Origin of the sequence: Rhizobium sp. RHZ01 (assembly GCF_014851595.1) — a bacterium.
Classification (GTDB): Bacteria; Pseudomonadota; Alphaproteobacteria; order Rhizobiales; family Rhizobiaceae; genus Rhizobium; species Rhizobium altiplani.
The window spans coordinates 119487-142708 of the sequence record NZ_JACUZZ010000006.1 but is presented as its reverse complement, the minus strand read 5'-3'; the positions used below and the strand labels follow the sequence as shown (position 1 = coordinate 142708).

The window sequence follows — 23222 nt, the reverse complement described above, 5'->3', positions numbered from 1 at the left end:
TGCGGAAGTCTGCAAATGAGAACCGCGGTCCCGAACAGCATGCCGGCGCAAAAGGCGGCGATTACCCCGGCAAGGATGGCGGTGGTTGGCGTCATGCCGGCACCTGCATGATTGCGACGACTGGCAACACGATCGCGATCGCCAGCAGCAACGCGAACTCGGCGATGCGCTGATCCTTGACCGGCATCCGCGTCAGGCGCAGGTAAAGCGATCCCGGTTCCGGCAGCGACATAGCTACCGGACGAACTGTCCGAATTGTATGCATGAGAGGAGCCCTTTCGCTTCCGTTTGGGCATCCGCTCCGTTCCTGATCGGAGCGGGAGCCAAAACCGGAAGGTTCAGGCGACGCGCCGTGTCGAGCGACGCGAATGGATCTGGGCCGCCTGCTGGCTGTAGGCGTCGATCTGCTCATTGGTGTAGCCAAGGTCTTGGAAGTCTTTGCGCGTCAGGCCTTCGCCGCGCTCAAGAGCGAGATCTGCCATCTCGTGGGCGATGCTGCGGGCTAAGACTGCGGGATATGTCTGTGTCTGCACGGTGCTCTCCTTCGCCCCCCGGTTTCGCCGCTGCTCCGGGAGGAGTAGAGAGCAGCGGCGCGCCCTTTGTGGACGATCCGGGTTGGGAGGAGATCCGCCGGATGAGCGGAACATAAAGCGGAAATATTTCCGTGGTCAAGTCCATGGCGGAAATATTTCCGTAGTAGCGTCAAAAGAAAAGCCCTGCTTGAGGCAGGGCTGCGAATCAATCTCCGCTTTTTCCGTTCGGATTAGATGCCGAACAGCTCATTGTTAGTGAGAACTTTGTGGATTGTCACCACGGTCTCACGGGGCAGATCAATCTCGGCGGGCGGGTTATGTTTCCTGATTGTGACTTTCTCAGCAGAGCGCCTGCTCAAGATGCCGATTGTTGCTTCGGCGTGGCCTTCAGCATCGACCTGGCACTGAATGACGACTGCGTCGCCTAGGCGAGGAGGCTTGTCTGGGTGGATGAAAATCAGGTCACCGGGCGAGTATTGTGGCTCCATGGAAGAGCCCTCAACATACAACGAGTATAGATTTACGACGTTTATCAATGCAGGCGGTCGTCTAACAAAATCAATGGTATCGCTCGTAATTTGGAACGCGCCGCCCAGGTGTGACCCAGCAGCTGTCCCTCTGACAGGGACGTCGTTCGACATTTCATGGCGCATGGGTGGCGTCGATGAAGCGGGCCGAACATCCGTCTTTACCGCCGAGGTGGTTTCGCCTCCACTTAACAACCACTGCTCGGAAACCTCAAGCGCGTTCGCTAGTGCAGTGAGGCTTTTTCCCGACGGCATCGCATCGGGGTTAGCAAGCAGCTTGCGCAACATCTCCTTCGACAGATCCGCCTTCAGGGACGCCGCCGCGGGGGTTAAATTCAATTCTTCCAATCGCTTACGGATGCGATCGTGCAGTGTTTCGCTCATGTGCGGAATTCTATCCGCACCATCGTTCTGTGTAAGGGGGAAAAAATTCTGTTGACGCGGCGGAAAGATTTCCGCATTCTCCGTCGCCATGACACTACGCGAACAGCTCATTCTTGTCTCCGATACGTTTGGTCAAGCCCGAGGCCTTGGCCGCCAGCGTGTTTCGACAATCGTTCTCAATCGTGGATCGACGCTAGATGGCGTCGCGATCGGTGAGAAGGATGTGACGACCGGGACCTTCGAGCGCGCGATGCAATGGTTTTCAGACAACTGGCCTGAGGGCGCAGAGTGGCCGACTGATGTTGGCCGCCCGCAGCCTGTGATGGAGGCCGCATGATTTCCCGTTGTTCCCTGCGCGGGCCAACTGGTCGTCGCGCCACCTCGCACCGGACCGGCGGACCTCTGTGGTCCGGTGCTCTTTATCTTCAATGTTTCGTCCAGGCATGCGGACCTCCGTGATCTGCTGACGGACTGAAACTCACATTTTCGATCAATTCCCACTACGGGAAAAACCGCACGGAATTCCCGGCGCGGGAAAGGTTTTGTCATGTCGTCAGATGCATGGTTCCACCGCGTAAAAGCTGCTCAACGCGATCTCATCAAGCTTGCTGGCGGGATCGACCGGGCGGCAGAAATCTCCTCGGTCTCGCCGAGCCATATCGGCCGTATGAATAACCCCCGCGATACCGACCTGATGCCGCTCTCGGTGGTATTTGCGCTCGAAAGCGAATGCGGTGTGCCAGTTGTCACGCAGGCGATGGCCGAGCTGAGCGGTCGTCGATTGTCTGATCCCGATGCTGAGCACAAGGCGAACGTCAACGTTCTCACCTCGTACTCGGACGTGATGCAGAAGGCGGCGGCGCTAATGGCGGCGGGCGCGAGCGCAATGGCGGACGGCATTGTTACCCCGACCGAAGCCCATTCGATGGACCGAGAGGCGGCAAACATCGAGCGCGGGCTTTCGAGCTTTCGCCAGGCGCTGGCCGTCATCAAGGCGAACGGCGCGACGAAGGCTGGTTTGAGAGTGGTTGGGGAATGATCATGGAGCCCGGCCTCGATAGCGCTGGATGCCGTCTTCTCTACCGCGTCCGCCTCCACGCCCAGCAAAACAGCCGGGCGTATCCGCTTTCATTTGAGTGCGACAACCGCGGTGTCGGGTCGGCCGTCGAGGGAGGATACCTCGTCCGGCTCCATGATGACCCGCACTTCGTGACAATTACTGAGAAGGGCAATGCCTTTCTCGATCGACTGATGAGGGCTGAATAATGGCCAGTGAATTTGATCCCATGGGCGTTGCAGGCGGCAAGATGGCGGCGGCGGGCGATGATACCGAAGTTATAGTTAGTGCCGGCGGAGAAGAAGTCCGGACAACTCTCGGGACAATCAAGAAGGCATCGCGGCCCAACGGTCTTGCTGGTGACCATCTGCGCGCCTTCGTTGAGCGTATTGAGCGGCTTGAGGAAGAGAAACGCACGGTCGCCGATGACATCAAGGGTGTCTACGGCGAGTCAAAGGCCATGGGTTTCTCGCCGAAGATCATCCGCAAGGTGATCGCACTGCGGCGCAAGGACGAGTCGGAGCGTCGAGAAGAAGAGGCGATGCTTGATACCTATCTGCATGCGCTCGGGATGATATCGGAGGATGACGGTTGATCGCCTCCGGTCCCTACCAACTCCTGCCTCCGCTCTCGAAGGAGGACTACGACACGCTCGAAGCAGACATCATTGCGCATGGTGTTCTTGTCCCAGTTGAATATGACGAGGCTGGCAATATCCTCGACGGTCATCACCGCGTTGCAATATGCGAGAGCCTCGGTCTTGTTGATTGGCCGCGTTTCGTGCGCAAAGGCCTATCCGAAGATGAGAAGCGCGCGCACGCTAGGTCGCTAAATCTGTCACGGCGCCATCTATCGACGATCCAGAAGCGCGAGGTCATCGAAGCGCAGCTTAAAGACAATCCGGAACTTTCTTCCAGAGCCATAGCGGACCGGCTGAGAGTGGATCACAAGACGGTCGCCGCTGCTAGGAAACGGCTCGAAGATGGTGGGGAAATTCCCCACCAGTCAGCTGTTAAGGGGCGCGATGGTGTGAACCAGCCGGCGCGCAAGACGATCCGAACGATGTTCTTGCCTGAGCGGGCGAACGTTTCGGAAATGAAGCATGTCGTGAAATCGATCAGACGAGCGGAGCAGGAGCAAAGTCACGCCGTTAGGACATCGCTCGCTGCAGAAATCGCGGCGAAGGCTGACGCGACGCCGTGGTGGCGGTCTGCCGGACTTCATGAGGGAGCATCGTATCCGGTCATATATGCCGATCCGCCTTGGCATTTCCCTAAATACTCGGAAGTGACAGGTGGTGCCAAGAGTGCCGAAAACCACTATCCGACGATGTCGATCGACGAGATCTGCGCTCTCGGGTGCCCGGCACCTAAGCAGGCCGTTCTATTCATGTGGGTTACGGACCTGGCGAACGGCATTCGCGCTCTCCGGGAGTGGGGTTTCGAATACAAAAGCTTTTGGGGCTGGAAGAAGATTTATCCCGGCCGTCAAACGGGTACCGGATACTGGGGGTTTGACAATCTTGAACTGCTGCTAATCGGCACCAGGGGCGGATTCCCCGCGCCTTTGCAGGGGACGCAGCCGATCAAATGCACAGATCATTCCGTCGAGGGTCACTCGAAGAAGCCTGTGTGGTTTGCCGAGCAGCTTGAACGTCTGTTTTCGGATCTTCCAAAACTTGAAATGTTTCAACGCAAGGAAAGCCTTGAGGACGGCGATGTTCGCCTTCGGGGAAACTGGTCCTTCTGGGGAAATCAGGCGGGTTCGCCGGAAAGCGAGGCGCCATGACTCCTGATTTCTCGCCAGACGCCCTGAAGAGCTTTCTGCGCTCTCGTGTCGCCAGTATAGCGCGCGCTTCCTACCCGTCCTTCGGTAGATCGGCAGAGCGCGGGGCTAAGGCGGATTTGCGGATGCGCAGCGGCGTGTCGCGGGAGGACTTCGAGCTTGCCTTCAAAGGTGACCTCCTCGCGACCGAGCCTCGGCGAAAGATCTGGGCGGCGCTCTGGATAGACCCAGCAGAGGTCGGTGTGACGCTGGTCGGTGAAAATGGGGGGAGGCGATGAGCAACATGCTTCCTCTCGTCGACATTCTTGCCGATGCCGCGACCGATGCGGAGCGCGCCGATTGGCTGTTTCGATGCCCATATTGGGTAATCAATCGAGAACACATGAACATCCGGGAGATCCTGCAGAGGGCAGGGCTGCAGGCGGGGATTGCCTACCTCGATGCGATGCTTTCGCTGACGAGCGCGCGGCGGCTGTCGGACGGTTCAATTCCTCAGACCATTGTCATGCCGGTACATATCGCCGCGCACGACCTCAGAGAAGCGGCGCGGGCGGGCGCCTCGGGGGCAGCATGAGCAATCCACGGTTCTCCATCATCCCGGCGTGGATCGTCACGGACGGCAGATTGAAAGGCAGCGACCTGAAGGTGCTTTGCCTGTTGGGGACGCATACGAACAAGGAAGGCTGGTGCCGCCGCAGCCAGGTAAAGATGGCCGAGCAGCTCGGCTGCGGTCGTTCAACCGTGCAGGATTCGCTCAATCGGCTTGCAGATATAGGCGCCGTTGAAAAGCGGAAGGTCGAGAGCGCGGACGGTCGCGACAGCGCTCACTGGTATCGCGTCATCCTCGATCGTGTGCCCTCCAGCAATGCGTTTGGTGCATGGGAAGCCGAGGACGAACAGGAATTCGGTCCTATTTCAGCTGCGTCCTTCATGCCGACCCCTGCCGGTATACCGGCACCCCCTGCCGGTCCTGAGGCGGCACCCCCTGCCGGTTCTGGACCGGCACCTATTAACGACAGTTCTCTAACTTCCAATCTTAACGAAGAAGAGAGAGAGCGCGATCGCGATGATGAAGGGGAAGAAAATCCCAAGGCGCTGGAAAAGAGATTCCGCAAATGGTGGTCGACGTGGCCAACCTATGCGACCGACACGGAAGCCACGACGCGACGCGCCTGGCTGGATCTGACGGCTGAGCAACGGAGGGCTTGCGAGGACCGGACTGCCGAATACCTCGCCGCGGCGAAGGCATCTGGTCGCAAGTTCTCGAAGGCAGCGGCAACGTACCTATCGGAACGTGCTTGGGAGCGATTGGGCGAAAGGGCCGGATCTGCAGCGCAAGCCAGCGTACCGGAGCCCTACACTGCGTATTCACGGGCAGGGCGTGCGCTGTTGCTGTCGGAGCTGCTGAAGCCAGAGCGCTATCTGACCCTCAATCCGATCGAGCAGAAGATTATCGATGACAAGCCCGAGAAGCGCGATCTGATCTGGCGTGACAAGCGCGAGAAGCAGGGCTGGCCAGAGGCATCGAAGCTCATCGAGACGACGCAGCAGCGAAAGCGTTTCAACGTCCCTGCGCGCATCGTGTCGATTGGACAAGGCTTCGACAAGGTGAAGGTCGGTGGCGAGTTATGGCAGGCATGGCAGCGCCTCCACCACCGTCGTTGCTGGCCTTGGTTGCCGGCTCCAGAAGGTCTGGAATGGATGCAGTTTCCAAGTCTGCCAGATGGAATCGAAGACCTCGACGAAGCATGCGAACTGGCACTTGGCGAATTTGAAGCGGCACTGAGAGAGGGCAGGGGCAATGACAATGCAGCGTAGGATCACCGGAACGAAGATCAAATATCGGCCGATGATCGAGGCCGATCTGTCATCTCTAGAGCGTGCAAGAGCTTATGAGCGTTCGACACGCGCGGACCGAATCGCACGAATCGCAGCGGACAGGCTGCGGGCGGCATCCAAGGAAATGTGTGAAAGGAAGCCGAAAATGGCGAAATGGTACTGCCTTCGTGTGGAAAGTGGCAGAGAGATCATTGTGGAAAAGTCTCTTCAGGACGCGGATGTCGAGGCGTTCATGCCCTCGGAAAAGGTCGTTCGCATCCACAAGGGAACGAAAATAGAGGGCACGAGACCATTCTTCCCGTCGTACATGCTCGTCCGGTTCGTGCCATCAGGCGAGGCATTTGAAGGGCTGAAGAACGTCAAGCACGTGATCGATATTGTCGGCGGACCGAACGGATATCACATCGTCAGAAACGAAGATGTTGAGCGTTTGAAAGCACTTAAGTCAGAAGCAGATCTGCCGCGCGTGGCGACTGACAAGACAATGACAGATGGTGATAAGGCAGATATTACCTTCGGACCATTCGTCGGGTTCACATGCACGGTATTGGCTGTAAAGTGGTGCAGGCAGGCGAGGGCGCGCGTGCTGATCGATGTCGGTGGCAAGCCTTTTCAGATCGAGAGTATGCCTCTTGCGTTCCTCAAAAAGCTGTGACAGCAATTACGCAACTGGACGAGCCAGACCAGCGGACCCTCCGATCCCCGATGCAGCGATATCGGGCAGAGAAGGCCAAGAGCCTCAGGGAACACCGCTACTGGCCCCAGCCTTGATTGCCTCAATATCGAGGCGCCGACTCAAGGCCAGTGCTACTGCTTTGACTTCTCTGTTGCATCCCAACTAGGCGGCCTTACGGTCGCCTTTTCTGTTCTAGGGATATGATCTCGTCTCTGAGGGCACTGAATGTTTGATCGTCTTATCAAGGCGGTAGTAGATGTCGCTACTCTTCCTGTCTCGGTGGCCGTGGACGTTGTAACCCTTGGCGGCGCGCTCATCGACCGTTCAGAGCCGTATACAGTCTCAAAGGCCAAGAGGCTCGCGAAAGATGCCGGCGAAGTCGTTAAGGCCCTGGCCGAATGACAGCGGAGCTTCGTTTCGACGCAAGCGAAATCCTCAACCTGTCGCGTGCGATCCGGGCATTGCCGGAAGGCATTAAGACGAAGGCGATGGCCAGCGCGATGCGCCGCATGCGCGAAATGGCTCGATCCCGCATCGTCAAGCGCAGCGCCGAACATACGAGGCTTCCGCCTGGTGTTGTTCGAAAGGCGACGACCGCCCGCTTCAATGCGGGCGGGAACACGCAGGACGTTATCGTCAAGTCGGGTTGGGTGCCTCTGTACAAGCTCGGTGCAACACAGACATCGAGAGGCGTTCGGGTTCGAGCGAGGGGATCATACGCTCACGCGTTCCTTGCTGAGATGAACAGTGGGCATAGGGCCGTGGCCTTGAGGGTTGGCGATAAGCGGTTGCCTATTCGCGAGCTGTTCGGCCCTAACCCTGCGCACGCGATCACGAACAATCCTGACGTCTACCTCGACGTTCTGGCCGAGATCATACAGGAGCATCTTGCTCCTCGCGTGCTGCACGAGATCGATCGCCTCCTTCCCCGGTAACGGTCGGGCGGGCCAGTCGACCCCTCGGGGAACCCCCGCGGACCCCCACCCCCCTAACGGGTCCTCCCTCGGGCATACCCCATTACGGGCCGGGACGACCCCGAAATTTCGCTAGTCACGCAGGTCAAAAAACTGACCTGACAACCCTGACTCGGCCTGACAAGACCTGACGAACCATGACCGATCTCTTCGAACCAATGGCAGTGGCAGCGCCGGGAAGCGACGGCGTCTGGTTGACGATCGCCGAGCTGGCGAAGCGGAAGGGCATCAGCCGTCAGTCGGCGTCAGAGCGGATCAATCGGCTTGAGCAAGATGGCCTGATCGCAACTCGGCATGTCGGACGATCTAGAATGGTCGAACTGGCGACCTTTGATCGTGTCGTCGGCCAGACCGGAAACGCGTTTCGCGAACAAGGCGCCCAGACAAAGCGGGAAGCGAGTGAGCCGCAATCGTCTGCCACGACGCCCGTCAGTGCCGCGCTGCGCGATGCCCAGACCGAACGCGCGCAGTATGAGTCGAAGCTGAAGGCGCTCGACTATGCCGAGCGAACCGGCGCCCTAGTACCGATCAAGGGGGAGCACGGCGTCGAGACCGCTTTGGTGAAGGCGACGGAGGCAATCCTTCGCGAGATGAATGCGCCCCTCAACTGGGTCAACGAGATCCTTGAGACGGTGCGTGAGGGTGAGCCTGCGTTGCGCCGGCTTCTGCGCCGGAAGATCCATGAGCAGCGCGAAGCGATCGCCGCCAGGCTGACCGCCGTTGCCGGTGAGGCAGCGGAAGCCGAGCGGTCGGGGGTGCAGGTGGATCTCGACTTCGGGGGCGAGGAATGAAGGTAACGATGAAACGGTCGGCGGTTGCAATCGTCGCCGGCATCCTCGCGAGCGGTATCGTGCCTCCTCCTCAGTTGTCAGCAGCCGAGTGGGCACGGAAGAACCTGGTCGTTCCAGATGGGCCGCGGGCTGGTGAATTGTGGGACGATAGCCTAACGCCCTACATCGCCGAACCGTTGGAAATGTGTGCGACCGAAAGCGGCGTCAACGAGATTGCTGTACGCAAGTCGGCGCAGACCGGCTTCACCACGCTGATGATCGCCGCAATAGGTCATCTGATTGCGACCGATCCATGCCGCGCCATGATTGTCCAGCCGACGTCAGGCGCGCTGAAGGAATTCAACGCCGAAAAGCTCGATGTCGCCATTACCGGTTCTTCGGCACTCAACAAGCTGGTCAAGGAGCAGGCATCCCGTTCCGGGGACGGCTCGACTGCAGTTCGAAAGAAGTTTCGCGGCGGCTCCCTAAAGCTTGCCATAGCCAGCTCGGCTGCGGATCTACGTTCCTCGACGATCAAGAAAGCCTTCCTCGACGAGATCGACGAATATCCCGACGATCTAGATGGACAGGGCGATCCGTTCGGGATGGTCGAAGCACGTCAGGAATCTTTCCTGATGTCGGGCGAGTGGCTGCGAGTTTACGTGTCGACGCCAACCATCAAGGGCGGATCGAAGATCGATAGCTATTTCGAGGGCGGTGATCAGCGTTACTGGTATATGCCGTGCCCTGGCTGCGGCGAGAAATTCAAGTTCGTCTTCGAACGGAAGCACTTCCGCTTTAATGACGAATTTCCGCATGAGCCCCACTACGCGACGCCCTGCTGCGGCGCGATTGTCGAGGCTTACGAAAAGGTCTCGCTCATGAAGAAGGGCGGCTGGGTTCCGGAGGCTTCGCGACCGGGGGCCTATCCTTCCTACCATTTCGATGCCCTGACGTCGCCGTTTGTGCCGTGGGAAAAGATCGCTGCTCGCTTTGTCGAAGCGAACCAAGATCCGCTGAAGCTGAAGACCTTCAACAATCTGACGCTCGGCCTTTCCTTCGACATGAAGGGCGACGCACCCGATCATGTTCGTTTGATGGAGCGGCGTGAGGAGGACGTGGTCAGGGGCCGCATCCCGGCAATGGGCCTCGTCTTTGTCGCCACGGCCGACGTGCAGCTCAACGGCATCTACTATCTGTTCAAGGCCTACGGTCCCGATAGGCAATCGTGGCGCGTTGATGCTGGGTTCATCGAGGGTGCGACCGACGATCCGCATGCTGGCGCGTTCCTTAAGCTTGAGGAGCTGCGCACGAAGCAATGGCCAGACGCCTACGGCCGGCGCCGTGCCGTCGATCTCTTTGGTATCGACTCCGGCTATCGCAGTCACGTGGTCTATACCTGGGTTCGTGGCAAGGCCGCCACCTTCGCACTTAAGGGCCTTGATGGCTGGTCGCGGCCACCAATTGGTCAGCCGTCATCTGTGGATATCGACTTCAACGGCCAGCGCATTCGCAATGGCGCGATGGTGTGGGGTGTTGGCACTTGGTCGCTGAAGGGCGGTTTCTATGCCAACCTTCACAAACAGGGAATTGCTGCCGGACAGCCGGCAGATCCGCCTGGTTACTGTCACTTCGGCAGCTGGATGGACGAGGTCTATTTCCGGCAGATTACCTCGGAATATCTGGGGACGGAAAAGGTCAAGGGGCGAACCCGCCGGATCTGGATGCCCCGCGCAGGCGAGCAGAACCACTTTCTTGACTGCGAGATCTATGGCGATGCCCTTGGCGACTATCTGGGCATCTCGCGCATGACGCCTGATGAATGGCGGGAACTCGCGAGCATGAGAGGGCTACCGGATGGCGTCCTAGATGCAGACATGTTCGCACCCGCACCGCTGCTGGCTGCAAAGCACGTGGCGATCCAGCAAGACCAAGTGCAGAAATCTGAAACAGTCGATCGCCGCACGCCTCCGCCCGATACTGAGGGCGGTTGGTACAACCCCAATGACTCCTTCTGGGATCGGTAAAATATGGCGTGGACGCAAACAGATCTGGACACCATCAACGCCGCTATCGCGACGGGCGCCAAGCGCGTCCGGTTCCAGACACACGAAGTCGAGTACCAGAGCCTGAAGGACATGCTAACGGCGCGTGATCTCATCAAAGCAGAGGTCTTGGGGGCTGACGATCGCGGCGGTGCGATCTTTGTTGAGTACGGGGGCGGCTACTGATGAACGTCCTTGACAAGGTCATATCGTTTTTCGACCCGGTGTCGGGCGTCAATCGTGCCGCGGCTCGTCAGCTGCTGCGATCGTCTGAAAAGCGCGACTACGCTGCTGCTCAGTTCGGCCGGCGCAACAAGGCGTGGCGCGGTCGCGGCACGTCAGCTACGACCGAGGTGGCCGGCGCTCTCACCACATTGCGCGATCGCGCTCGCGATTTCGTGCGCAACGGCTGGGCGGGACAGCGAATCCTCGATGTTCTGACGTCTCATGTCATCGGTACGGGGATCATGACTGTCCCTAATACCGGGAACGACCGTGCCGATAATCGCTATCGCCTGCTTCGAGAAGAGTGGGAGGAGCGTTCGGATATCGAGGGCGTCCTTGATTATGGCGGTCAGCAGTCGCTCATTTTGAGGTCCATGGCCGAAGGTGGTGACAGCGTCTTGCGGATGCTGCCCATCAGTCTGTCGGATGCAGGCTCCAGCATTCCATTGCGACTTCAGGGGCTCGAAGGCGACCTCATCGATACGTCGCGAGATAGCCTGCTTGGCCGGGAAAGCAATGTCCGGCTAGGCGTCCAGATTGGCGAATGGAACTTGCGAGAAGGCCTCTACCTCCACTCAACGCATCCCGGAGACGGGGGTGTCTCGTTCGGAAGTGAGGCATCGAAGCTCGTTGCATGGAATGACCTTTGCCACCTGTATCGCCCTCTGCGCCTCGGCCAGCTGCGCGGTATTTCTTGGTTCGCACCCATCCTTCTGAACGCGAAAGAAATTCAGGATCTGATGGAGGCCGCCATCGTTCAGCAGCGAACGCAGGCGAGCTTTGCTGGCTTCCTCAGGCGCGCTGCAGGTGCAAGCAACCCGCTGGTACCGAAGAGGGAAGAGGATGGAACGAAGGTCACTCGCATCGAGCCAGGCCAGATACAGGATATTGGCGAGTCCGAAATCACGTTCGCAAACCCTTCGTCACAGTCCGTCTTCGGGGAAGCCTACAAAGCCGGTCTCTGGGCAATGGCTGCGGGCGCAGGCATTTCGTATGACCAGCTGACCGGCGACCTTACTCAAGCGAACTACTCGTCGCTGCGGGCGGGAAAGATCGAGTTTCGGCGACTAGTCGAGCAAATCCAGTGGCAGATCTTCGTTCCGATGGTTTGTCGAAAGGTTGATCGACGGTTCGCCGAATACGCCCTCATGTCTGGCAAGCTGCCTTCCCGCAAGGAAGGCTACCGAGTCGACCATGTCATGCCGGCAGTTGAACCGATCGATCCAAAGAAGGATCTGGAGGCCGACATTCTTGCCGTGCGTGCGGGCCGCATGTCGCCGCAGACCTTCATCTCGGCCTGGGGTCATGACTGGCGAAAGGTCGTCAGCGACTTCGACGCCTTCTTCAAGTTCGCCGATGCGAACAACGTACCTCTCGATATCGATCCAAGGCGGCCGGCGAACGGCGCCAGAACCAACGCCGGACCAACGGCGGAAGGAGCGCAGAATGACTAACATCATCCGCCTGCCGCAGCTCAGCCGCAATGCCGAGGTGAGGGCCGCATCGTTCAACGAGGCTGACAATACGATCGATGTTGTGTGGACGACAGGTGCTGCGGTTCGCCGTGTCAACTGGATCGATGGCGAGTTCGACGAAGAGCTTGTCGTTTCGCCGTCGGCCATCCGCCTCGATCGTCTCAATGCTGGCGCTCCGTTCCTCGACACCCATGGCACATGGAGCCTTGCCGATGTCATTGGCTCTGTGGTCAAGGGTTCGGCGCGTATAGAGGGCGGCGTTGGCGTAGCCAAGATCCGGCTTTCCACTGCAGCCGACGCGATCGACCGCGTGGCGAAAATCAAGGAAGGCAGCGTCACCAACATCTCAGTCGGCTACCGCATCCATGCGGTCGAAAAGACCGAGCGCGAAGGCCGCACCCCAGTGCATCGGGTGATCGATTGGGAGCCGTGGGAAATCTCCGCGGTTCCCATCCCGGCTGACCCCGGCGCGCAGATCCGGAGTGGTAAAGATGAAGGTGCGCTCTTCGCCTGCCGCGTCGATCCCGATCTTTCGACAGCAAACAGAATTCGCCGCATGCGCATGGAGATGCAGATGCGGCAACAGCAATTGGCAGGCTAGCGCAGGCTACCGCCATAAACCGCCTCGGCGGTCGCCCATCTGACGCCTTTGGGCAAGGCCCTTTCAAGGAAGATATCCATGAAGATGAAAACCGTACTGGCGGTAGCCTGCACGCTCGCTACCGCATTTGTGATGAGCTTCGGGCTCGTCTCCGAAGCCTTTGCCGCAATGCCACACGCTCCCGTCCATCTGGCCGCCTCGTTGGTCGACGCGGTTCGGGAATTTGGTCCGCACCTGGCGATCCCGCTCGTTGTCATGCGAGCCAATCTCGCCGATCTGCAGAAGCGCGCGACGGACAAGATCGCGGAGCTGAAGGACGATACGGCGCCCGATGCCGCCCGAACGATCCAGGCCGATCACAAGAAGTTGCTCGACGAGATCGATGCGCTGCAAGGCGATATCCGCAAGGCCGAGCAGGAAGAAGCAGCAGCAGGAACTGTAACGACTCCTGCCAATCCGACCGCCAACGTGGATGGTGCTCGCGCAGCTGACATCTACGACATCGGAACGCGTGCCGGAATGACCAATGAGGCCATCCAAGCTGCCCTCCGCAATGGCACTGCTGTTGACGCCTTCCGCGCACAGGCCTTCGACCACATGACCGCGCAGTCTGCCCGCACACCGACCAGCGGCGTTCACGTTGTTCGGGATGAAGCAGATGCCCGCCGCGCCGGCCTGACGACGGCAATGGCATTCCGCCTTGGCGGTATCGACCAGCCGACCGGGGACCAGGCTTCGCAGGCTCGCGGGTTCATGGACAACTTTGATGTTGTCGAGTTCGCGGCTGCCGCGATGGGTTATCGCGGAATGCTGCGCACCGTGCGCGAACGCGAAGAGATGCTGGAACGTGCGTTTCATGCAACCAGCGACTTCCCGGCAATTTTCTCCAGCGCCATCAACACCGTTCTGGAGCGGCGCTATGCGCTGGCGCAGCCAAGCTACCGCCGCATTTCTCGCCGTCGTGATTTCGTCGACTTCCGTCCGCACTACGCGGTCTCGGTCGGTGAATTCCCGATGCTCGAAAAGATGACCGAGTCCGGCGAGATCAAATTCGGCACGTTCGGCGAAGGCAAGGAAACTATCGCCGTCTTGCCATATGCGAAGGGCATCCGGGTTAGCCGTCAAATGATGGTCAATGATCGCCTGAATGCGATCGGCGAGCTTCTCGGCGGATACGGCAGAACGGTCGCTCGGTTCGAGGAAGTCACATTCTACGCCATGATGCTCTCGGCCAATACGGTGCTGTCTGACAATAAGGTTGTGTTCCACGCAGGCCACGCCAACCTGGCTGCAGCCGGCTCGGCCATCACCGTCGCCAGCATCGGTGTTGGCAAGGCGGCGATGCGCAAGCAGAAGAACCTCGACGGCGCGACGATGAACGTCCAGCCTTCCATTCTGCTCGTCTCGCCCGACAAGGAAACCGAGGCGCTGCAGTATCTCTCCCCGATCAATGCGAATGACTCCATCAAGGTCAACCCGCATGTCGGCACGCTCGATCCCGTGGTTTCGGCGGAGCTGGCCGGCAATGCATGGTACTTGTTCGCCGATCCGGACGAGGCTGCCGTCTATCAGTGGGGCCTTCTCGATGGCTATGGCGCTCCCCGCATTCGCTTCGACGAGCCCTTTGGCACGCAGGGGCAGGCCATGACCGTCGAGCACGACTTCGGCGTCGGTGCGGTCGGCTTCCAGGGCGGCTACAAGGACCCCGGCAACTAAGCCGGGCTCCCCCTTCCTTCCTCGCCTCATTGAGGCATTCCTGAAATCAAGAGGATTCAGACATGAAGAATTTGATCCAGCCGGGGAAGTCGATCGACGTCGCCGCGCCTGCCGGTGGCGTTATATCCGGCAACATCGTCGTCATCGGTTCGTTGGTCGGCGTTGCAGCATCAACGGTGGCGCAAGGCGAACTGGTGGCCATCTCCACCGAAGGCGTCTTCGAATTGCCGAAGGTTTCCGCGCTCGCCATCGCTACCGGAGACAAGGTCTACTGGGATGCTGTAGCCAAGAACGTAAACAAAACGTCGGCGGGCAATACGCTTGTCGGCATCGCTGTTGCGGATGCGGCAAACCCCTCCGCGACCGCGAAGATCAAGCTCGGCGCGACCACGGTTTAATCCGATGTCCAACATCTTTGAGCGGCTGGCAAAAGTCAGCCGCTCCACAGTCGAGCGCGTCCACGGCAAGGATGTGACGATCTTTCCGATCTCCGCGAAAGATCCCAACGCATCAAGGCGGCTCTCATCTTCCGAGGCCTCTTATCTCTCATCGGCATGCTTCTTCGAAAACACGCTGATCGAGAACGATGCCAAAGCGCAGCCGCTGACCGGCATGGGAAGGCTCGCCAATCGCGCGCTGCAGATTCAGGCGTCCATTCGCCTCATCGACGGCATGCCGCTCAGACCAGGCTTTTTCCTTCGCCGTGAGGAGGATGGAGCGATCTTTTCAATTTCTCGGTTTGACCCTGATGGGCTTGGGACGGTTCTGGCCGTTCTCGTAACCGAGCAAGCTTTGCCCGAGGCGTGAAATGCTGGCAGCTGAAGCCCTGAGACTTGCCGCAATCGAAGTCCTCAGACCCACTGCGGCGGTTGAGGCAGGCACGGGGTTTCCGACACTGGCGGGCTTGAATGTGCTGGATAGCCGCGAAGTCGCCGTCGAGGACATCGATCGCAGCAAGCCATACACGCCGATCCTCGTTCTTCACACGACGGAGGCCGGCGTTGCGCTTCGGGGCCCGCTGGCTTCGGCCGGTGATGTGAACGCAGACGCCGTGCTTGACGTGGTCGCCGAGCTGGCTGTGGTCGAGCGGGATGCTCAAAGCGAGTTTGCGTTTGTCGCGGAAACAGACCCGGAGTCACGTCTCGTTCTGGCCGCGCTCTGTGCGCAGGTTCGATATCTGCTCGAACAGAGCCAGGCGGGAGTAATGTGGCGGCGTCTGGTTCGGCGCATCATCAATATAGAGTATCAGTCGTTCTCAGCTCCGGATGTAGGATTGCGCCTTCAGCGCACGACGATGCGATTTCACTGCGAGATCCGCGATGACAATTTCGAGGTTGCGGGCCTGCCGGAACCTCTTGCAAGCGTCTACGCACAATTGCCGGCGCAGTCCTATGCGAAGGCCAAGCTTGCTGCGCTAGCAAGCCACTTTTCTCCAGACGTGCTTCCACCGCTGGATCTCGTCACCATCGATACCGGGCCGAACTCGCCCACCGCACAAGTCGATTTCACCTGATCATTCGGAGGGCCCGATGACCACTCTTTATAAGCCCCGCGAAGAGGGCTTGCGTATCCCTATGCCCGGCCAGCAGGGCGATTGGCCAGCCGATGGGCATCCCGTGAATTTCGCCAGTTCTTACGAAGCGCGGCTTGTGAAGTCTGGCGACCTCGTCAAAGTCGAAACCAAACCCGCGCCGAAGGACCCGGCCGGCAAAACCGGAGGCTCGAAATAAATGGCATCCAACATTCCTGCCAATCTGACGGCACCACTCTTCACCTTCGACGTGCAGAGCGGTGGCAACTTCGAGGCCGAGAACCGATTCATCATCCTCGGTCATGGCCTTGCGGGCGGTTCGCTTGCGGCCGACAGCATTGCGCTCTGCAACACAAAAGAGGACGCACGCCGTCTCGCCGGTGCTGGCTCGATGCTGGAATCCCAGTTCATCGCCGCCCGTCGAAATGCGCCGGCGCAGGAGATCTGGATTGGCCGCGTCGCCGATACGGGCACGGCTGAAATTCGCACCATCACGGTCGGCGCAGTTCCCGCGGCTGGTGGTCATGGCGTACTGCAGATTGCCGGGGAGTCTGTCTCGGTCGAGATCCCGGCCGGCGCTAACGCAAACGCTGTCGCGGCATCGCTCTCTGCCGCTATCAATGCCTACTACAATCGCCTGACTGGCCGGTCGCTTCCGTTCACGGCGACCGCCGCGACCAATGTCGTCACGATCACGGCGCGACACAAAGGCACCTATGCAACGGGCCTCGACATCTATGTGCCGGTGCTCGATACCGCCAACGCCTTTGCCGGTCTGTTCACCTTTGCCACCACGACGCCCGGCGCTGGGGTGCCGTCCGTGGCCAACGTCCTCGCGGCGATGAACGATGATCCCTTCGAGATCATCGTTTCGGCTTTCGGCGATGCAACCAACCTTGGTTTGCTTGACGCTTTCCTGAATACGGTGTCCGGACGCTGGTCCTATGCGCAGCAGCTCTATGGCCATGCGTTCTATCCGAAGGCGGATACCACGTCGAACCTCGCGACCTTCGCGCTGGCACGTGATACCTGGCACCTGACCATGATCCCGGCTCTGGCCGGCGGGGGGAACGGGACGCCCGACTATCAGTGGGTTGCAGCATTCGTGGCGAGGATCGCGCCGTGGCTTGGCGGTGGCGCCAACGGCGATGTGTCGCGCAACCAGACCGGACTTGTCGTTCAGGATGTCCTTGCCCCGCGCGACCGTACTTACTGGATGGACTACGCCACGCGCGACGCGATGCTGAAGAACGGCGTTTCCACCTGGTCGGTCAATCGCAATGGCGACGTGGCGATCGACAAGATCATCACCCACCAGCAGACGACGAACGGTGCGCCGGACACGACGTTCCGGGACATTCAGTCGGTCTATCAGGTGACATACGCGTTGAAGAAGTTTCGCGCCGACCTTGCCTTCGAGCATTCGAACAAGGCGCTGGCGCAGGACAATCCGGCTAACCTCGACGCGATCACCACGCCGAAGGATATCAAGGCGACGCTGTTCCATACGTACCAGTCGATGCCAGGTGTTCTGAAGAACTCGGTGTCGGTCCTGCCTTACATCGTCGTCAACATCGACCAGGACAATCCGAACCGGGTCAATGCGCAGCTGCCGATGGATCGCGTCAACGCCCTCGATATCCTCGCGGGTCTCGCCAACGTCTACAGCCAGTTCACGACCTCTGCAGCGACGGCGTCTCTCTGACGCCGTTTCCCTTCGCATCCTTTCGGCAACTCTCTTTTTAAGGGGCATATCCCATGGGTAATGATTTCGGCGGGCGCATGACGGTGCGCCTTTCTACCGGACAGACGCTATCGCTGCGCGGCACCCTCAACCTCAACCCGTCCGGTCAATCCAACGAAGCTATCGTCAATCAGGATGCCTCCGTCGACCGGGTCGGGACCGTGCAGGCACGACGCGCCGAACTGAACTTCTCGGACAAGGGCATCGACTATGATGCTCTCATGAAGTCGGATCGGTTCAACGTCACCTTCATCGAGGACTTCACCGGCGTGACGCACTACTACACGAACACCTTCGTGGTTGGCGATCCGCAGATCAATCGCATGAATGGCGAGGTCACCGGCTGCTCGATCTCGGCTGAAAACTACAACCGGGATAACGGCTGATGGCGAACGTCGAGGTTCCGCTTTCCAAGTCATATAGCGCTCATGACAAGCAGTTCTCGAAGATCACGCTTCGAGAGCCCCGCTATCATGAGATCTATATGGAGGGCCGTGGAAAGCCGCGCGAGTGGCAGCCTAGCCCGCATGGTCCTGTCGTCGTCACCTATCCTGCGGTCGTTGATTCTTATCTGCAACAGATCATCGTCGAGCCTGGCTACGATTGCATCGCGAATCTCAACCCGGTGGACTCTCTGGCTTTGGAGAAAGCAGTTCTCGATTTTTTTCCAATCTAGGCGACCTCGACAAGGTTGCCGACGGGTTGGTCTTCAAGTTCGGCTGGCCGGCCGAGCGGGTTGAGATGATGACCCCGAGCCAACTGTACTACTGGGCTTGGCGTCTCAAGGATTTTACTGAAAGGATCAAGTCGTGACGCGTACGGTTGAAGCGCAGCTGCGGATCTCCGCCGTCGACAAGACGGGGCAGGTGTTCAAGTCTGTCGCCGGCAAGATGGGCGAGATCAATCGTCGTGCCGACGCGCTCAATCGCCAGCAAAGCGCGCTGGCCCGAGGTTCGCAAGCTGCCTATGGGGCCATGCTCCGCTATGCCGCGCCCGCTGCTTTGGCTTATGGCGCCAAGCGGGCGGTGACCGATTTCGCAGCTGTCGAGCGACAGATGACGCGCATCGGCATCACCGCCAATGCCAGCGTCGAAGAAACCAATGCTGCCTTCACCCGACTCCAGGATATTTCCAAGCAGGTCGCTCTGCCGGTCGACGACGCGATCACGGCGCTCGATACGCTGGTGGCTTCGGGCCTCGACCTGAAAGAGGCGATGGATTTCCTGCCGTCCGTCTTGAAGACCTCGCAAGCCTCGGGTGCGGCGACGGAGGATATCGCCAATACCGCCATCAAGGCGGCTTCTGCGCTGAAGCTGGAAACCAGCCAGATGCAGCACGCCTTCGACATCATGGTAGCGGGCGGCAAGGCCGGTCAGTTCGAACTGAAGGATATGGCGACCTATATCCCGGATCTCGCCAATTCCTTTTCGTCGCTTGGTTACACTGGCGAGGACGGCCTGAAGAAGCTAGTCTCGATCCTGCAGACGATCCGCGAGGACACCGGGTCTGCTTCATCTGCGGCGACCTATGCGCAGAACGTCTTCGGAAAGATCTATTCGCAGGACACCGCGACGAAATTCTCGAAAATGGGTGTCGACCTCCGCAAGGAACTCGATGCAGCCCGCAAAAACGGCGAGGATACCGTTGCTGCCTTCGTCCGGATCTCGAAGGAGGCAATCGACGGCGATCTCAGCAAGCTGCCGTTGCTCTTCACCGATGAACAGTTTCGCCTTGGCATGCAGTCGCTGATGACGAGCGCCGACAGCTATGAAAAGTTCCTCAAGACAGTGAACAGTTCGGAAGTCGACGGCACGGTTTTCCGCGACCTGGCGCGCGTCACTGGCGACACGCAGTCCAGCATCGACAAGCTGTCGAGCAGCTGGGACAAGCTGATGAACAGCATTGGCAAGGGCGTCGCACGGCCCGCTGTTCCGGTCATGGATGCGATCTCGAAGGATGTCGATTACGGCGACGCGGTGCGCTCCTCGCTGAAGGATCAGGGTAAAGGCTACTGGGCGACGGAAACGTGGATGGCGATGAACCTTCCATTCGGTTCGTTTTCGCATAGCGCCGATGCGGACAAGCTGGCGTTGGCGGGTGGCTATCGCGATCCGGACTTTCTGCACCGGATGCGCCAGGGCCCGAACATGCCACAGGGGCCGCATATGCCGGAGTTTCCCGGCGGTGACCGCAATCTCGATCCTCGCAAGCTGCCATCTACAGGCGTGCCTATGCCTGGCGCGCGACCCTCGGTATCGCCTTCGATTGTGGATATTTATGGACAGTATGCCCGCAGCCGCATGACGGCAGAGCAGTCTTCCGGCGTGGGCCCCCAGGTCGCGGGAATGGCGTCGCCGATCGCTCCTGGACTGTCGTCGTGGATGGAAAAGTTTTTCCGCATGCCCTCGAAGGAAGAATTCCAGGATGCCCTGAAGGTCGATGCTACTGGTCTTAAGGAAGGTGGCGACGAAGCAAGGCAGAAGGTGGCGGACGGTGGCCGTGAGGCCAGCGATTCGATCAAGCAATCTGCAGCCTCATTGACCGAGGCCGGCAACAGCGTCAGCTCGTCCATTCTGGCAGCGGCGAAAGAGCTTGCTGCAGCGGTGTCGGGGCTCGCGCGGGCGGGCGCTTATAACAGGCCCGGCGTCAACGCGAACACGGGCCGCTCCATGCCGCCGCAGGCGGGTGCACCGGCTGGTGGCAGCGGCGGTGGTGGGTACTAAGGAGGCGTCATGCGCGACTGGACAAAAACCCTGCGCCGCGCCAGCTATCGTGGCGTCGAATTCTGGGTCGACTACGAGGACCTGTCCGGAGGCAAGCGGCTCGCCATTCACCAATATGCAGGTGGCCGGCAAACTCTTGTCGAGGAGCTTGGGCTTGCGACCACCGCTTACGGACTGACGATCTATTTCGTGAGTGACGTGGCGGATGCCGAGGCGAAGTTGTTCTCGGCTGCCATGCTATCCGATGGTCCCGGTTACCTGATCCTGCCGATCGACGGCGGGATGATGGCGACAGCACAAGACTTCCGCCGCTCGCGAGAGCAGCTGCGAAACGGCTACATCGGCTTCGATGTGACCTTCATTCCTTCTCTGACAGATGGTGGCCGGGCGCTGTCGATCGGAGATGTCAGTGCGGCAGTCGCCAGCGGTTTTGCTGCGGCCGCAGCCCAGTTCGCAAAACTCTTCTGATCTTAGAGGTTGATGATGGCGGCAGATAGAGACACGATCCTTTCGTGGCTGGCGGACCTTTCTGTCGCCATCGTCACGGATATCGACGATCTGGCAGATGTCTCGGCACGCATTGCGATGGCTCCGGATCTCGACGCCGATGCCTTCGCCACTGAGGCGTTGTCGCTGATGCGGGTGATCGCCGAGAGTGTCGACGAGCCTGCGGACTTCGATCGACTGGCCCAGCCTGTTGTTGCTGGCGGACTAACAGCCGATGCTATTGCCGTCATGGTTGGCTTGGGCTTGGCTGTCGCCGGTTGCCGTCCTGATTGGCCATCTCGGCCGGTGGCGCGCCGGGCTCGTTCTCGCGTTTCTGCTGCAGGCGAAGCTGCGACTGTCGCGATCGACAAGCTCGGCGGTGACGGTGCTGACCTTTACACCTGGTCGACATCGGTTACCGCGATTTCCGTTCGGGTGATTTCCGATCTCGCCGCTGATGCCGCGCCTGTAATCAAGGTCGAGACAGGCATTTCGATGCCGTCGACGGTGCTGGCTTACCAGCTCTACGGCGACGCGAACCGGGCCGAGGGGCTTGTCGATATCGCCGGCTCCGCAACGCCGTTCGTCATGCCCGTTCTGTTTGATGCTTTGGCCTCCTGATGCTTGAGAAGATCACGATCGACGGCTTCCCGCTTTTCAAGTCCGTCACCATCAATATGTCAGCCGAGGAGGCAGTGCGGACGGCGGAAGTAACCCTCGTGCCGCAGGGCGACGGCGTGCCAGTGGTGCCGGGGCTGTCGACCATTATCAAGGCTGGCAAGGATCTTCTGCTAACCGGTTACGTCCGTGACGTTCGTCCGTCGCATAGTGCCGACGAGCGATCGCTGACAGTGACGATCTGTTCGCGGACTGTGGATGCGACAGAGTGTTCGGTCGAGCACCCAACTGGCGAGGTGTTGGAAAAGGACCTCGCAGCGATCGCCAAAGAATTTGACGGACTCGGGATAGGCGTGGAGAGCGATGGCACCTTGCCGACAGAGCCGCGCCACAAGCTGCATGTCGGCGAGACATTGTTTTCGACGATCGAGCGACGCGCACGCGGTCGCGGCATCCTGATCTACGATACGCCAAAGGGAAAGCTGAAGCTCGCGACGAAGCCCGAGGGAACCCATCGCGGAGGACTTTTTTGGGGCGTCAATATCGAGCAGGCATCATCAGAATTGACCGAGCGCGGTCGCTACAGCGCTGTCAAAGTGCGTGGCCAGGCCAGCGAAGGAACTAGCAAGCAACAGCTCCGGGCGGAGACAACGGCCCGCGACGTGAGCGTGTCCCGCCCGCGGCCACTGATCCTGCCCCATGAGGGCGAAACGACTGTCGATCGCCTGAAAAAGCGTGCCGACTGGGGCGTCAAGCGCGGTGCAGGCTTTGCCTCGACCGCCACTATCACCGTCACCGGATGGCGCGACGAGGGCGGGATGATCTGGAACCGAAACTGGCTCGTCTATGTCCGTGACAGCTGGATCGGCATCGAGGGCATGATGGTAATCAAAGCAGTCTCGCTCACGCAGGACAGTGAAGGGCAAGGCACAGTTGCCGTTCTTTCACTGGCTGATCCTCGTGCGCTTGGGGGAGAGAACCCGCGTGGCAAGACGGCCGGTGCCTATTCTGCGCCCGGTGCTATCTCGGTGGAGTACGAAGACGAATGATCGGCAAACGCATCGAACTCGACGGCAACAATGTGGAGAAGGGCGGGCAGCAGTTCGTCACTGGCCGAGCCCTCAAGTCCGACGGCTATACGAACATCCATCGGATTGAGCCGCACGGATTTTCCTCCATGCCGGTCAAGGGAGCAAAAGCGCTCTTGGTTGCTCCGAACGGTGACGCGGATCAGGCTTTTGTTTTCGGGGGAGAGCATCCTGGATTGAGGCCATCCGATCTGCCTAGCGGAGCGACGGCCATCTACGACTCGAGCGGAAATATCATCAAGCTCATCGGATCGGGGATCGTTATCCAGTCCGGCGGCGTGAAGATGGTCATCTCTCCGGATGGCGTGGCCATCACCGGCGGCACGATCACCCATAACGGCAAGAACATCGGGGACACGCATATCCATGGCGGCGTCGTTCCTGGTGGCGGCACGACAGACGTTCCTGTCTAAGGTGGACTTAAA

31 protein-coding genes are annotated in these 23222 nt (G+C 59.7%); 28 read left to right on the top strand and 3 right to left on the bottom strand.

What is annotated here, in order from left to right; all coding sequences use genetic code 11:
- Positions 1 to 91: 91 nt before the first annotated feature.
- The 3 genes from IB248_RS09345 to IB248_RS09335 form a co-directional block, all read right to left on the bottom strand.
- Complete coding sequence (locus IB248_RS09345; RefSeq protein ID WP_169683998.1) at positions 92 to 265, bottom strand: hypothetical protein; 174 nt, start codon at positions 263 to 265, stop codon at positions 92 to 94.
- 73 nt (positions 266 to 338) lie between these two features.
- Positions 339 to 533 (bottom strand): hypothetical protein, encoded by a 195-nt coding sequence (locus IB248_RS09340; protein WP_169683997.1) that lies wholly within the window; start codon positions 531 to 533, stop codon positions 339 to 341.
- Positions 534 to 763: 230 nt separating this feature from the next.
- On the bottom strand, positions 764 to 1444 hold the full coding sequence (locus IB248_RS09335; RefSeq protein WP_169683996.1) for a LexA family transcriptional regulator: 681 nt from the start codon (positions 1442 to 1444) through the stop codon (positions 764 to 766).
- 88 nt (positions 1445 to 1532) lie between these two features.
- Here IB248_RS09335 and IB248_RS09330 point away from each other — a divergent pair, with 88 nt between their 5' ends.
- The 28 genes from IB248_RS09330 (at position 1533) to IB248_RS09195 (ending at position 23210) form a co-directional block, all read left to right on the top strand.
- Positions 1533 to 1781, top strand: coding sequence for a hypothetical protein (locus IB248_RS09330; RefSeq protein WP_169683995.1), 249 nt, complete (start codon positions 1533 to 1535; stop codon positions 1779 to 1781).
- Positions 1782 to 1991: 210 nt separating this feature from the next.
- On the top strand, positions 1992 to 2483 hold the full coding sequence (locus IB248_RS09325; RefSeq protein WP_169683994.1) for a phage regulatory CII family protein: 492 nt from the start codon (positions 1992 to 1994) through the stop codon (positions 2481 to 2483).
- Between the two features lie 343 nt (positions 2484 to 2826).
- Entirely contained in the window at positions 2827 to 3096 is a 270-nt protein-coding gene (locus tag IB248_RS09320) for a DUF2312 domain-containing protein (RefSeq protein WP_348644153.1), read from the top strand.
- Positions 3093 to 4289, top strand: a complete 1197-nt coding sequence (locus tag IB248_RS09315; RefSeq protein WP_246733838.1) for an MT-A70 family methyltransferase — start codon at positions 3093 to 3095, stop codon at positions 4287 to 4289. Before IB248_RS09320 ends, IB248_RS09315 begins: the two co-directional genes overlap by 4 nt.
- The gene (locus IB248_RS09310; protein ID WP_169683993.1) at positions 4286 to 4564 is read left to right on the top strand and encodes a hypothetical protein; all 279 of its coding nucleotides are present in this window, start codon (positions 4286 to 4288) and stop codon (positions 4562 to 4564) included. The genes IB248_RS09315 and IB248_RS09310 overlap by 4 nt, the downstream gene beginning before the upstream one ends.
- Positions 4561 to 4860 (top strand): hypothetical protein, encoded by a 300-nt coding sequence (locus IB248_RS09305; RefSeq protein ID WP_169683992.1) that lies wholly within the window; start codon positions 4561 to 4563, stop codon positions 4858 to 4860. Before IB248_RS09310 ends, IB248_RS09305 begins: the two co-directional genes overlap by 4 nt.
- Positions 4857 to 6104 (top strand): helix-turn-helix domain-containing protein, encoded by a 1248-nt coding sequence (locus IB248_RS09300; RefSeq protein ID WP_169683991.1) that lies wholly within the window; start codon positions 4857 to 4859, stop codon positions 6102 to 6104. Before IB248_RS09305 ends, IB248_RS09300 begins: the two co-directional genes overlap by 4 nt.
- On the top strand, positions 6094 to 6780 hold the full coding sequence (locus IB248_RS09295; RefSeq protein ID WP_169683990.1) for a transcription termination/antitermination NusG family protein: 687 nt from the start codon (positions 6094 to 6096) through the stop codon (positions 6778 to 6780). Before IB248_RS09300 ends, IB248_RS09295 begins: the two co-directional genes overlap by 11 nt.
- Before the next feature lie 246 nt (positions 6781 to 7026).
- Positions 7027 to 7203: a hypothetical protein gene (locus tag IB248_RS09290; protein WP_169683989.1), complete on the top strand. Its 177-nt coding sequence runs from the start codon at positions 7027 to 7029 to the stop codon at positions 7201 to 7203.
- A complete protein-coding gene (locus tag IB248_RS09285) occupies positions 7200 to 7736 on the top strand; it encodes a hypothetical protein (RefSeq protein ID WP_169683988.1) in 537 nt (178 codons plus the stop codon). Before IB248_RS09290 ends, IB248_RS09285 begins: the two co-directional genes overlap by 4 nt.
- A 176-nt stretch (positions 7737 to 7912) precedes the next feature.
- Positions 7913 to 8566: a winged helix-turn-helix domain-containing protein gene (locus IB248_RS09280; protein WP_169683987.1), complete on the top strand. Its 654-nt coding sequence runs from the start codon at positions 7913 to 7915 to the stop codon at positions 8564 to 8566.
- Positions 8563 to 10572, top strand: a complete 2010-nt coding sequence (locus IB248_RS09275; protein WP_169683986.1) for a terminase gpA endonuclease subunit — start codon at positions 8563 to 8565, stop codon at positions 10570 to 10572. The genes IB248_RS09280 and IB248_RS09275 overlap by 4 nt, the downstream gene beginning before the upstream one ends.
- A gap of 3 nt (positions 10573 to 10575) precedes the next feature.
- Complete coding sequence (locus IB248_RS09270) at positions 10576 to 10776, top strand: hypothetical protein (protein WP_062374750.1); 201 nt, start codon at positions 10576 to 10578, stop codon at positions 10774 to 10776.
- Positions 10776 to 12269, top strand: coding sequence for a phage portal protein (locus IB248_RS09265; protein ID WP_169683985.1), 1494 nt, complete (start codon positions 10776 to 10778; stop codon positions 12267 to 12269). The genes IB248_RS09270 and IB248_RS09265 overlap by 1 nt, the downstream gene beginning before the upstream one ends.
- Entirely contained in the window at positions 12262 to 12891 is a 630-nt protein-coding gene (locus tag IB248_RS09260) for an HK97 family phage prohead protease (RefSeq protein WP_169683984.1), read from the top strand. The genes IB248_RS09265 and IB248_RS09260 overlap by 8 nt, the downstream gene beginning before the upstream one ends.
- A gap of 78 nt (positions 12892 to 12969) precedes the next feature.
- Complete coding sequence (locus tag IB248_RS09255) at positions 12970 to 14607, top strand: hypothetical protein (protein WP_169683983.1); 1638 nt, start codon at positions 12970 to 12972, stop codon at positions 14605 to 14607.
- Positions 14608 to 14669: 62 nt separating this feature from the next.
- Positions 14670 to 15005 (top strand): DUF2190 family protein, encoded by a 336-nt coding sequence (locus tag IB248_RS09250; protein WP_169683982.1) that lies wholly within the window; start codon positions 14670 to 14672, stop codon positions 15003 to 15005.
- 4 nt (positions 15006 to 15009) lie between these two features.
- A complete protein-coding gene (locus IB248_RS09245) occupies positions 15010 to 15414 on the top strand; it encodes a hypothetical protein (protein ID WP_169683981.1) in 405 nt (134 codons plus the stop codon).
- Between the two features lies 1 nt (position 15415).
- The gene (locus tag IB248_RS09240) at positions 15416 to 16120 is read left to right on the top strand and encodes a hypothetical protein (RefSeq protein ID WP_169683980.1); all 705 of its coding nucleotides are present in this window, start codon (positions 15416 to 15418) and stop codon (positions 16118 to 16120) included.
- A 16-nt stretch (positions 16121 to 16136) separates the two neighbouring features.
- Positions 16137 to 16337, top strand: a complete 201-nt coding sequence (locus tag IB248_RS09235; protein WP_169683979.1) for a hypothetical protein — start codon at positions 16137 to 16139, stop codon at positions 16335 to 16337.
- Complete coding sequence (locus IB248_RS09230; RefSeq protein ID WP_169683978.1) at positions 16338 to 17843, top strand: phage tail sheath subtilisin-like domain-containing protein; 1506 nt, start codon at positions 16338 to 16340, stop codon at positions 17841 to 17843. It abuts the gene before it with no gap.
- Between the two features lie 53 nt (positions 17844 to 17896).
- The gene (locus IB248_RS09225; protein WP_192240740.1) at positions 17897 to 18268 is read left to right on the top strand and encodes a phage tail tube protein; all 372 of its coding nucleotides are present in this window, start codon (positions 17897 to 17899) and stop codon (positions 18266 to 18268) included.
- Positions 18268 to 18558: a hypothetical protein gene (locus tag IB248_RS09220; RefSeq protein WP_169683975.1), complete on the top strand. Its 291-nt coding sequence runs from the start codon at positions 18268 to 18270 to the stop codon at positions 18556 to 18558. The genes IB248_RS09225 and IB248_RS09220 overlap by 1 nt, the downstream gene beginning before the upstream one ends.
- A 133-nt stretch (positions 18559 to 18691) precedes the next feature.
- Complete coding sequence (locus IB248_RS09215) at positions 18692 to 20605, top strand: phage tail tape measure protein (RefSeq protein ID WP_169683974.1); 1914 nt, start codon at positions 18692 to 18694, stop codon at positions 20603 to 20605.
- 9 nt (positions 20606 to 20614) lie between these two features.
- Positions 20615 to 21073: a DNA circularization N-terminal domain-containing protein gene (locus IB248_RS09210; protein WP_169683973.1), complete on the top strand. Its 459-nt coding sequence runs from the start codon at positions 20615 to 20617 to the stop codon at positions 21071 to 21073.
- Between the two features lie 15 nt (positions 21074 to 21088).
- Positions 21089 to 21712, top strand: coding sequence for a hypothetical protein (locus IB248_RS09205; RefSeq protein WP_169683972.1), 624 nt, complete (start codon positions 21089 to 21091; stop codon positions 21710 to 21712).
- Complete coding sequence (locus IB248_RS09200; protein ID WP_169683971.1) at positions 21712 to 22758, top strand: hypothetical protein; 1047 nt, start codon at positions 21712 to 21714, stop codon at positions 22756 to 22758. Before IB248_RS09205 ends, IB248_RS09200 begins: the two co-directional genes overlap by 1 nt.
- Positions 22755 to 23210 carry a phage baseplate assembly protein gene (locus IB248_RS09195; RefSeq protein ID WP_169683970.1) on the top strand — a complete coding sequence of 152 codons (456 nt, stop codon included), beginning with the start codon at positions 22755 to 22757 and terminating at the stop codon, positions 23208 to 23210. Before IB248_RS09200 ends, IB248_RS09195 begins: the two co-directional genes overlap by 4 nt.
- The last annotated feature ends 12 nt before the right edge of the window (positions 23211 to 23222 follow it).

Excerpts from the sequence above, each read along its gene's own strand:
- IB248_RS09345 (WP_169683998.1), bottom strand. The coding sequence starts at position 265 with ATGCATACAATTCGGACAGTTCGTCCGGTAGCTATGTCGCTGCCGGAA.
- IB248_RS09335 (WP_169683996.1), bottom strand. The coding sequence starts at position 1,444 with ATGAGCGAAACACTGCACGATCGCATCCGTAAGCGATTGGAAGAATTG.
- IB248_RS09330 (WP_169683995.1), top strand. The coding sequence starts at position 1,533 with ATGACACTACGCGAACAGCTCATTCTTGTCTCCGATACGTTTGGTCAA.
- IB248_RS09325 (WP_169683994.1), top strand. The coding sequence starts at position 1,992 with ATGTCGTCAGATGCATGGTTCCACCGCGTAAAAGCTGCTCAACGCGAT.
- IB248_RS09310 (WP_169683993.1), top strand. The coding sequence starts at position 4,286 with ATGACTCCTGATTTCTCGCCAGACGCCCTGAAGAGCTTTCTGCGCTCT.
- IB248_RS09305 (WP_169683992.1), top strand. The coding sequence starts at position 4,561 with ATGAGCAACATGCTTCCTCTCGTCGACATTCTTGCCGATGCCGCGACC.
- IB248_RS09300 (WP_169683991.1), top strand. The coding sequence starts at position 4,857 with ATGAGCAATCCACGGTTCTCCATCATCCCGGCGTGGATCGTCACGGAC.
- IB248_RS09295 (WP_169683990.1), top strand. The coding sequence starts at position 6,094 with ATGCAGCGTAGGATCACCGGAACGAAGATCAAATATCGGCCGATGATC.
- IB248_RS09290 (WP_169683989.1), top strand. The coding sequence starts at position 7,027 with ATGTTTGATCGTCTTATCAAGGCGGTAGTAGATGTCGCTACTCTTCCT.
- IB248_RS09285 (WP_169683988.1), top strand. The coding sequence starts at position 7,200 with ATGACAGCGGAGCTTCGTTTCGACGCAAGCGAAATCCTCAACCTGTCG.
- IB248_RS09280 (WP_169683987.1), top strand. The coding sequence starts at position 7,913 with ATGACCGATCTCTTCGAACCAATGGCAGTGGCAGCGCCGGGAAGCGAC.
- IB248_RS09275 (WP_169683986.1), top strand. The coding sequence starts at position 8,563 with ATGAAGGTAACGATGAAACGGTCGGCGGTTGCAATCGTCGCCGGCATC.
- IB248_RS09270 (WP_062374750.1), top strand. The coding sequence starts at position 10,576 with ATGGCGTGGACGCAAACAGATCTGGACACCATCAACGCCGCTATCGCG.
- IB248_RS09265 (WP_169683985.1), top strand. The coding sequence starts at position 10,776 with ATGAACGTCCTTGACAAGGTCATATCGTTTTTCGACCCGGTGTCGGGC.
- IB248_RS09260 (WP_169683984.1), top strand. The coding sequence starts at position 12,262 with ATGACTAACATCATCCGCCTGCCGCAGCTCAGCCGCAATGCCGAGGTG.
- IB248_RS09255 (WP_169683983.1), top strand. The coding sequence starts at position 12,970 with ATGAAGATGAAAACCGTACTGGCGGTAGCCTGCACGCTCGCTACCGCA.
- IB248_RS09250 (WP_169683982.1), top strand. The coding sequence starts at position 14,670 with ATGAAGAATTTGATCCAGCCGGGGAAGTCGATCGACGTCGCCGCGCCT.
- IB248_RS09245 (WP_169683981.1), top strand. The coding sequence starts at position 15,010 with ATGTCCAACATCTTTGAGCGGCTGGCAAAAGTCAGCCGCTCCACAGTC.
- IB248_RS09240 (WP_169683980.1), top strand. The coding sequence starts at position 15,416 with ATGCTGGCAGCTGAAGCCCTGAGACTTGCCGCAATCGAAGTCCTCAGA.
- IB248_RS09235 (WP_169683979.1), top strand. The coding sequence starts at position 16,137 with ATGACCACTCTTTATAAGCCCCGCGAAGAGGGCTTGCGTATCCCTATG.
- IB248_RS09230 (WP_169683978.1), top strand. The coding sequence starts at position 16,338 with ATGGCATCCAACATTCCTGCCAATCTGACGGCACCACTCTTCACCTTC.
- IB248_RS09225 (WP_192240740.1), top strand. The coding sequence starts at position 17,897 with ATGGGTAATGATTTCGGCGGGCGCATGACGGTGCGCCTTTCTACCGGA.
- IB248_RS09220 (WP_169683975.1), top strand. The coding sequence starts at position 18,268 with ATGGCGAACGTCGAGGTTCCGCTTTCCAAGTCATATAGCGCTCATGAC.
- IB248_RS09210 (WP_169683973.1), top strand. The coding sequence starts at position 20,615 with ATGCGCGACTGGACAAAAACCCTGCGCCGCGCCAGCTATCGTGGCGTC.
- IB248_RS09205 (WP_169683972.1), top strand. The coding sequence starts at position 21,089 with ATGGCGGCAGATAGAGACACGATCCTTTCGTGGCTGGCGGACCTTTCT.
- IB248_RS09200 (WP_169683971.1), top strand. The coding sequence starts at position 21,712 with ATGCTTGAGAAGATCACGATCGACGGCTTCCCGCTTTTCAAGTCCGTC.
- IB248_RS09195 (WP_169683970.1), top strand. The coding sequence starts at position 22,755 with ATGATCGGCAAACGCATCGAACTCGACGGCAACAATGTGGAGAAGGGC.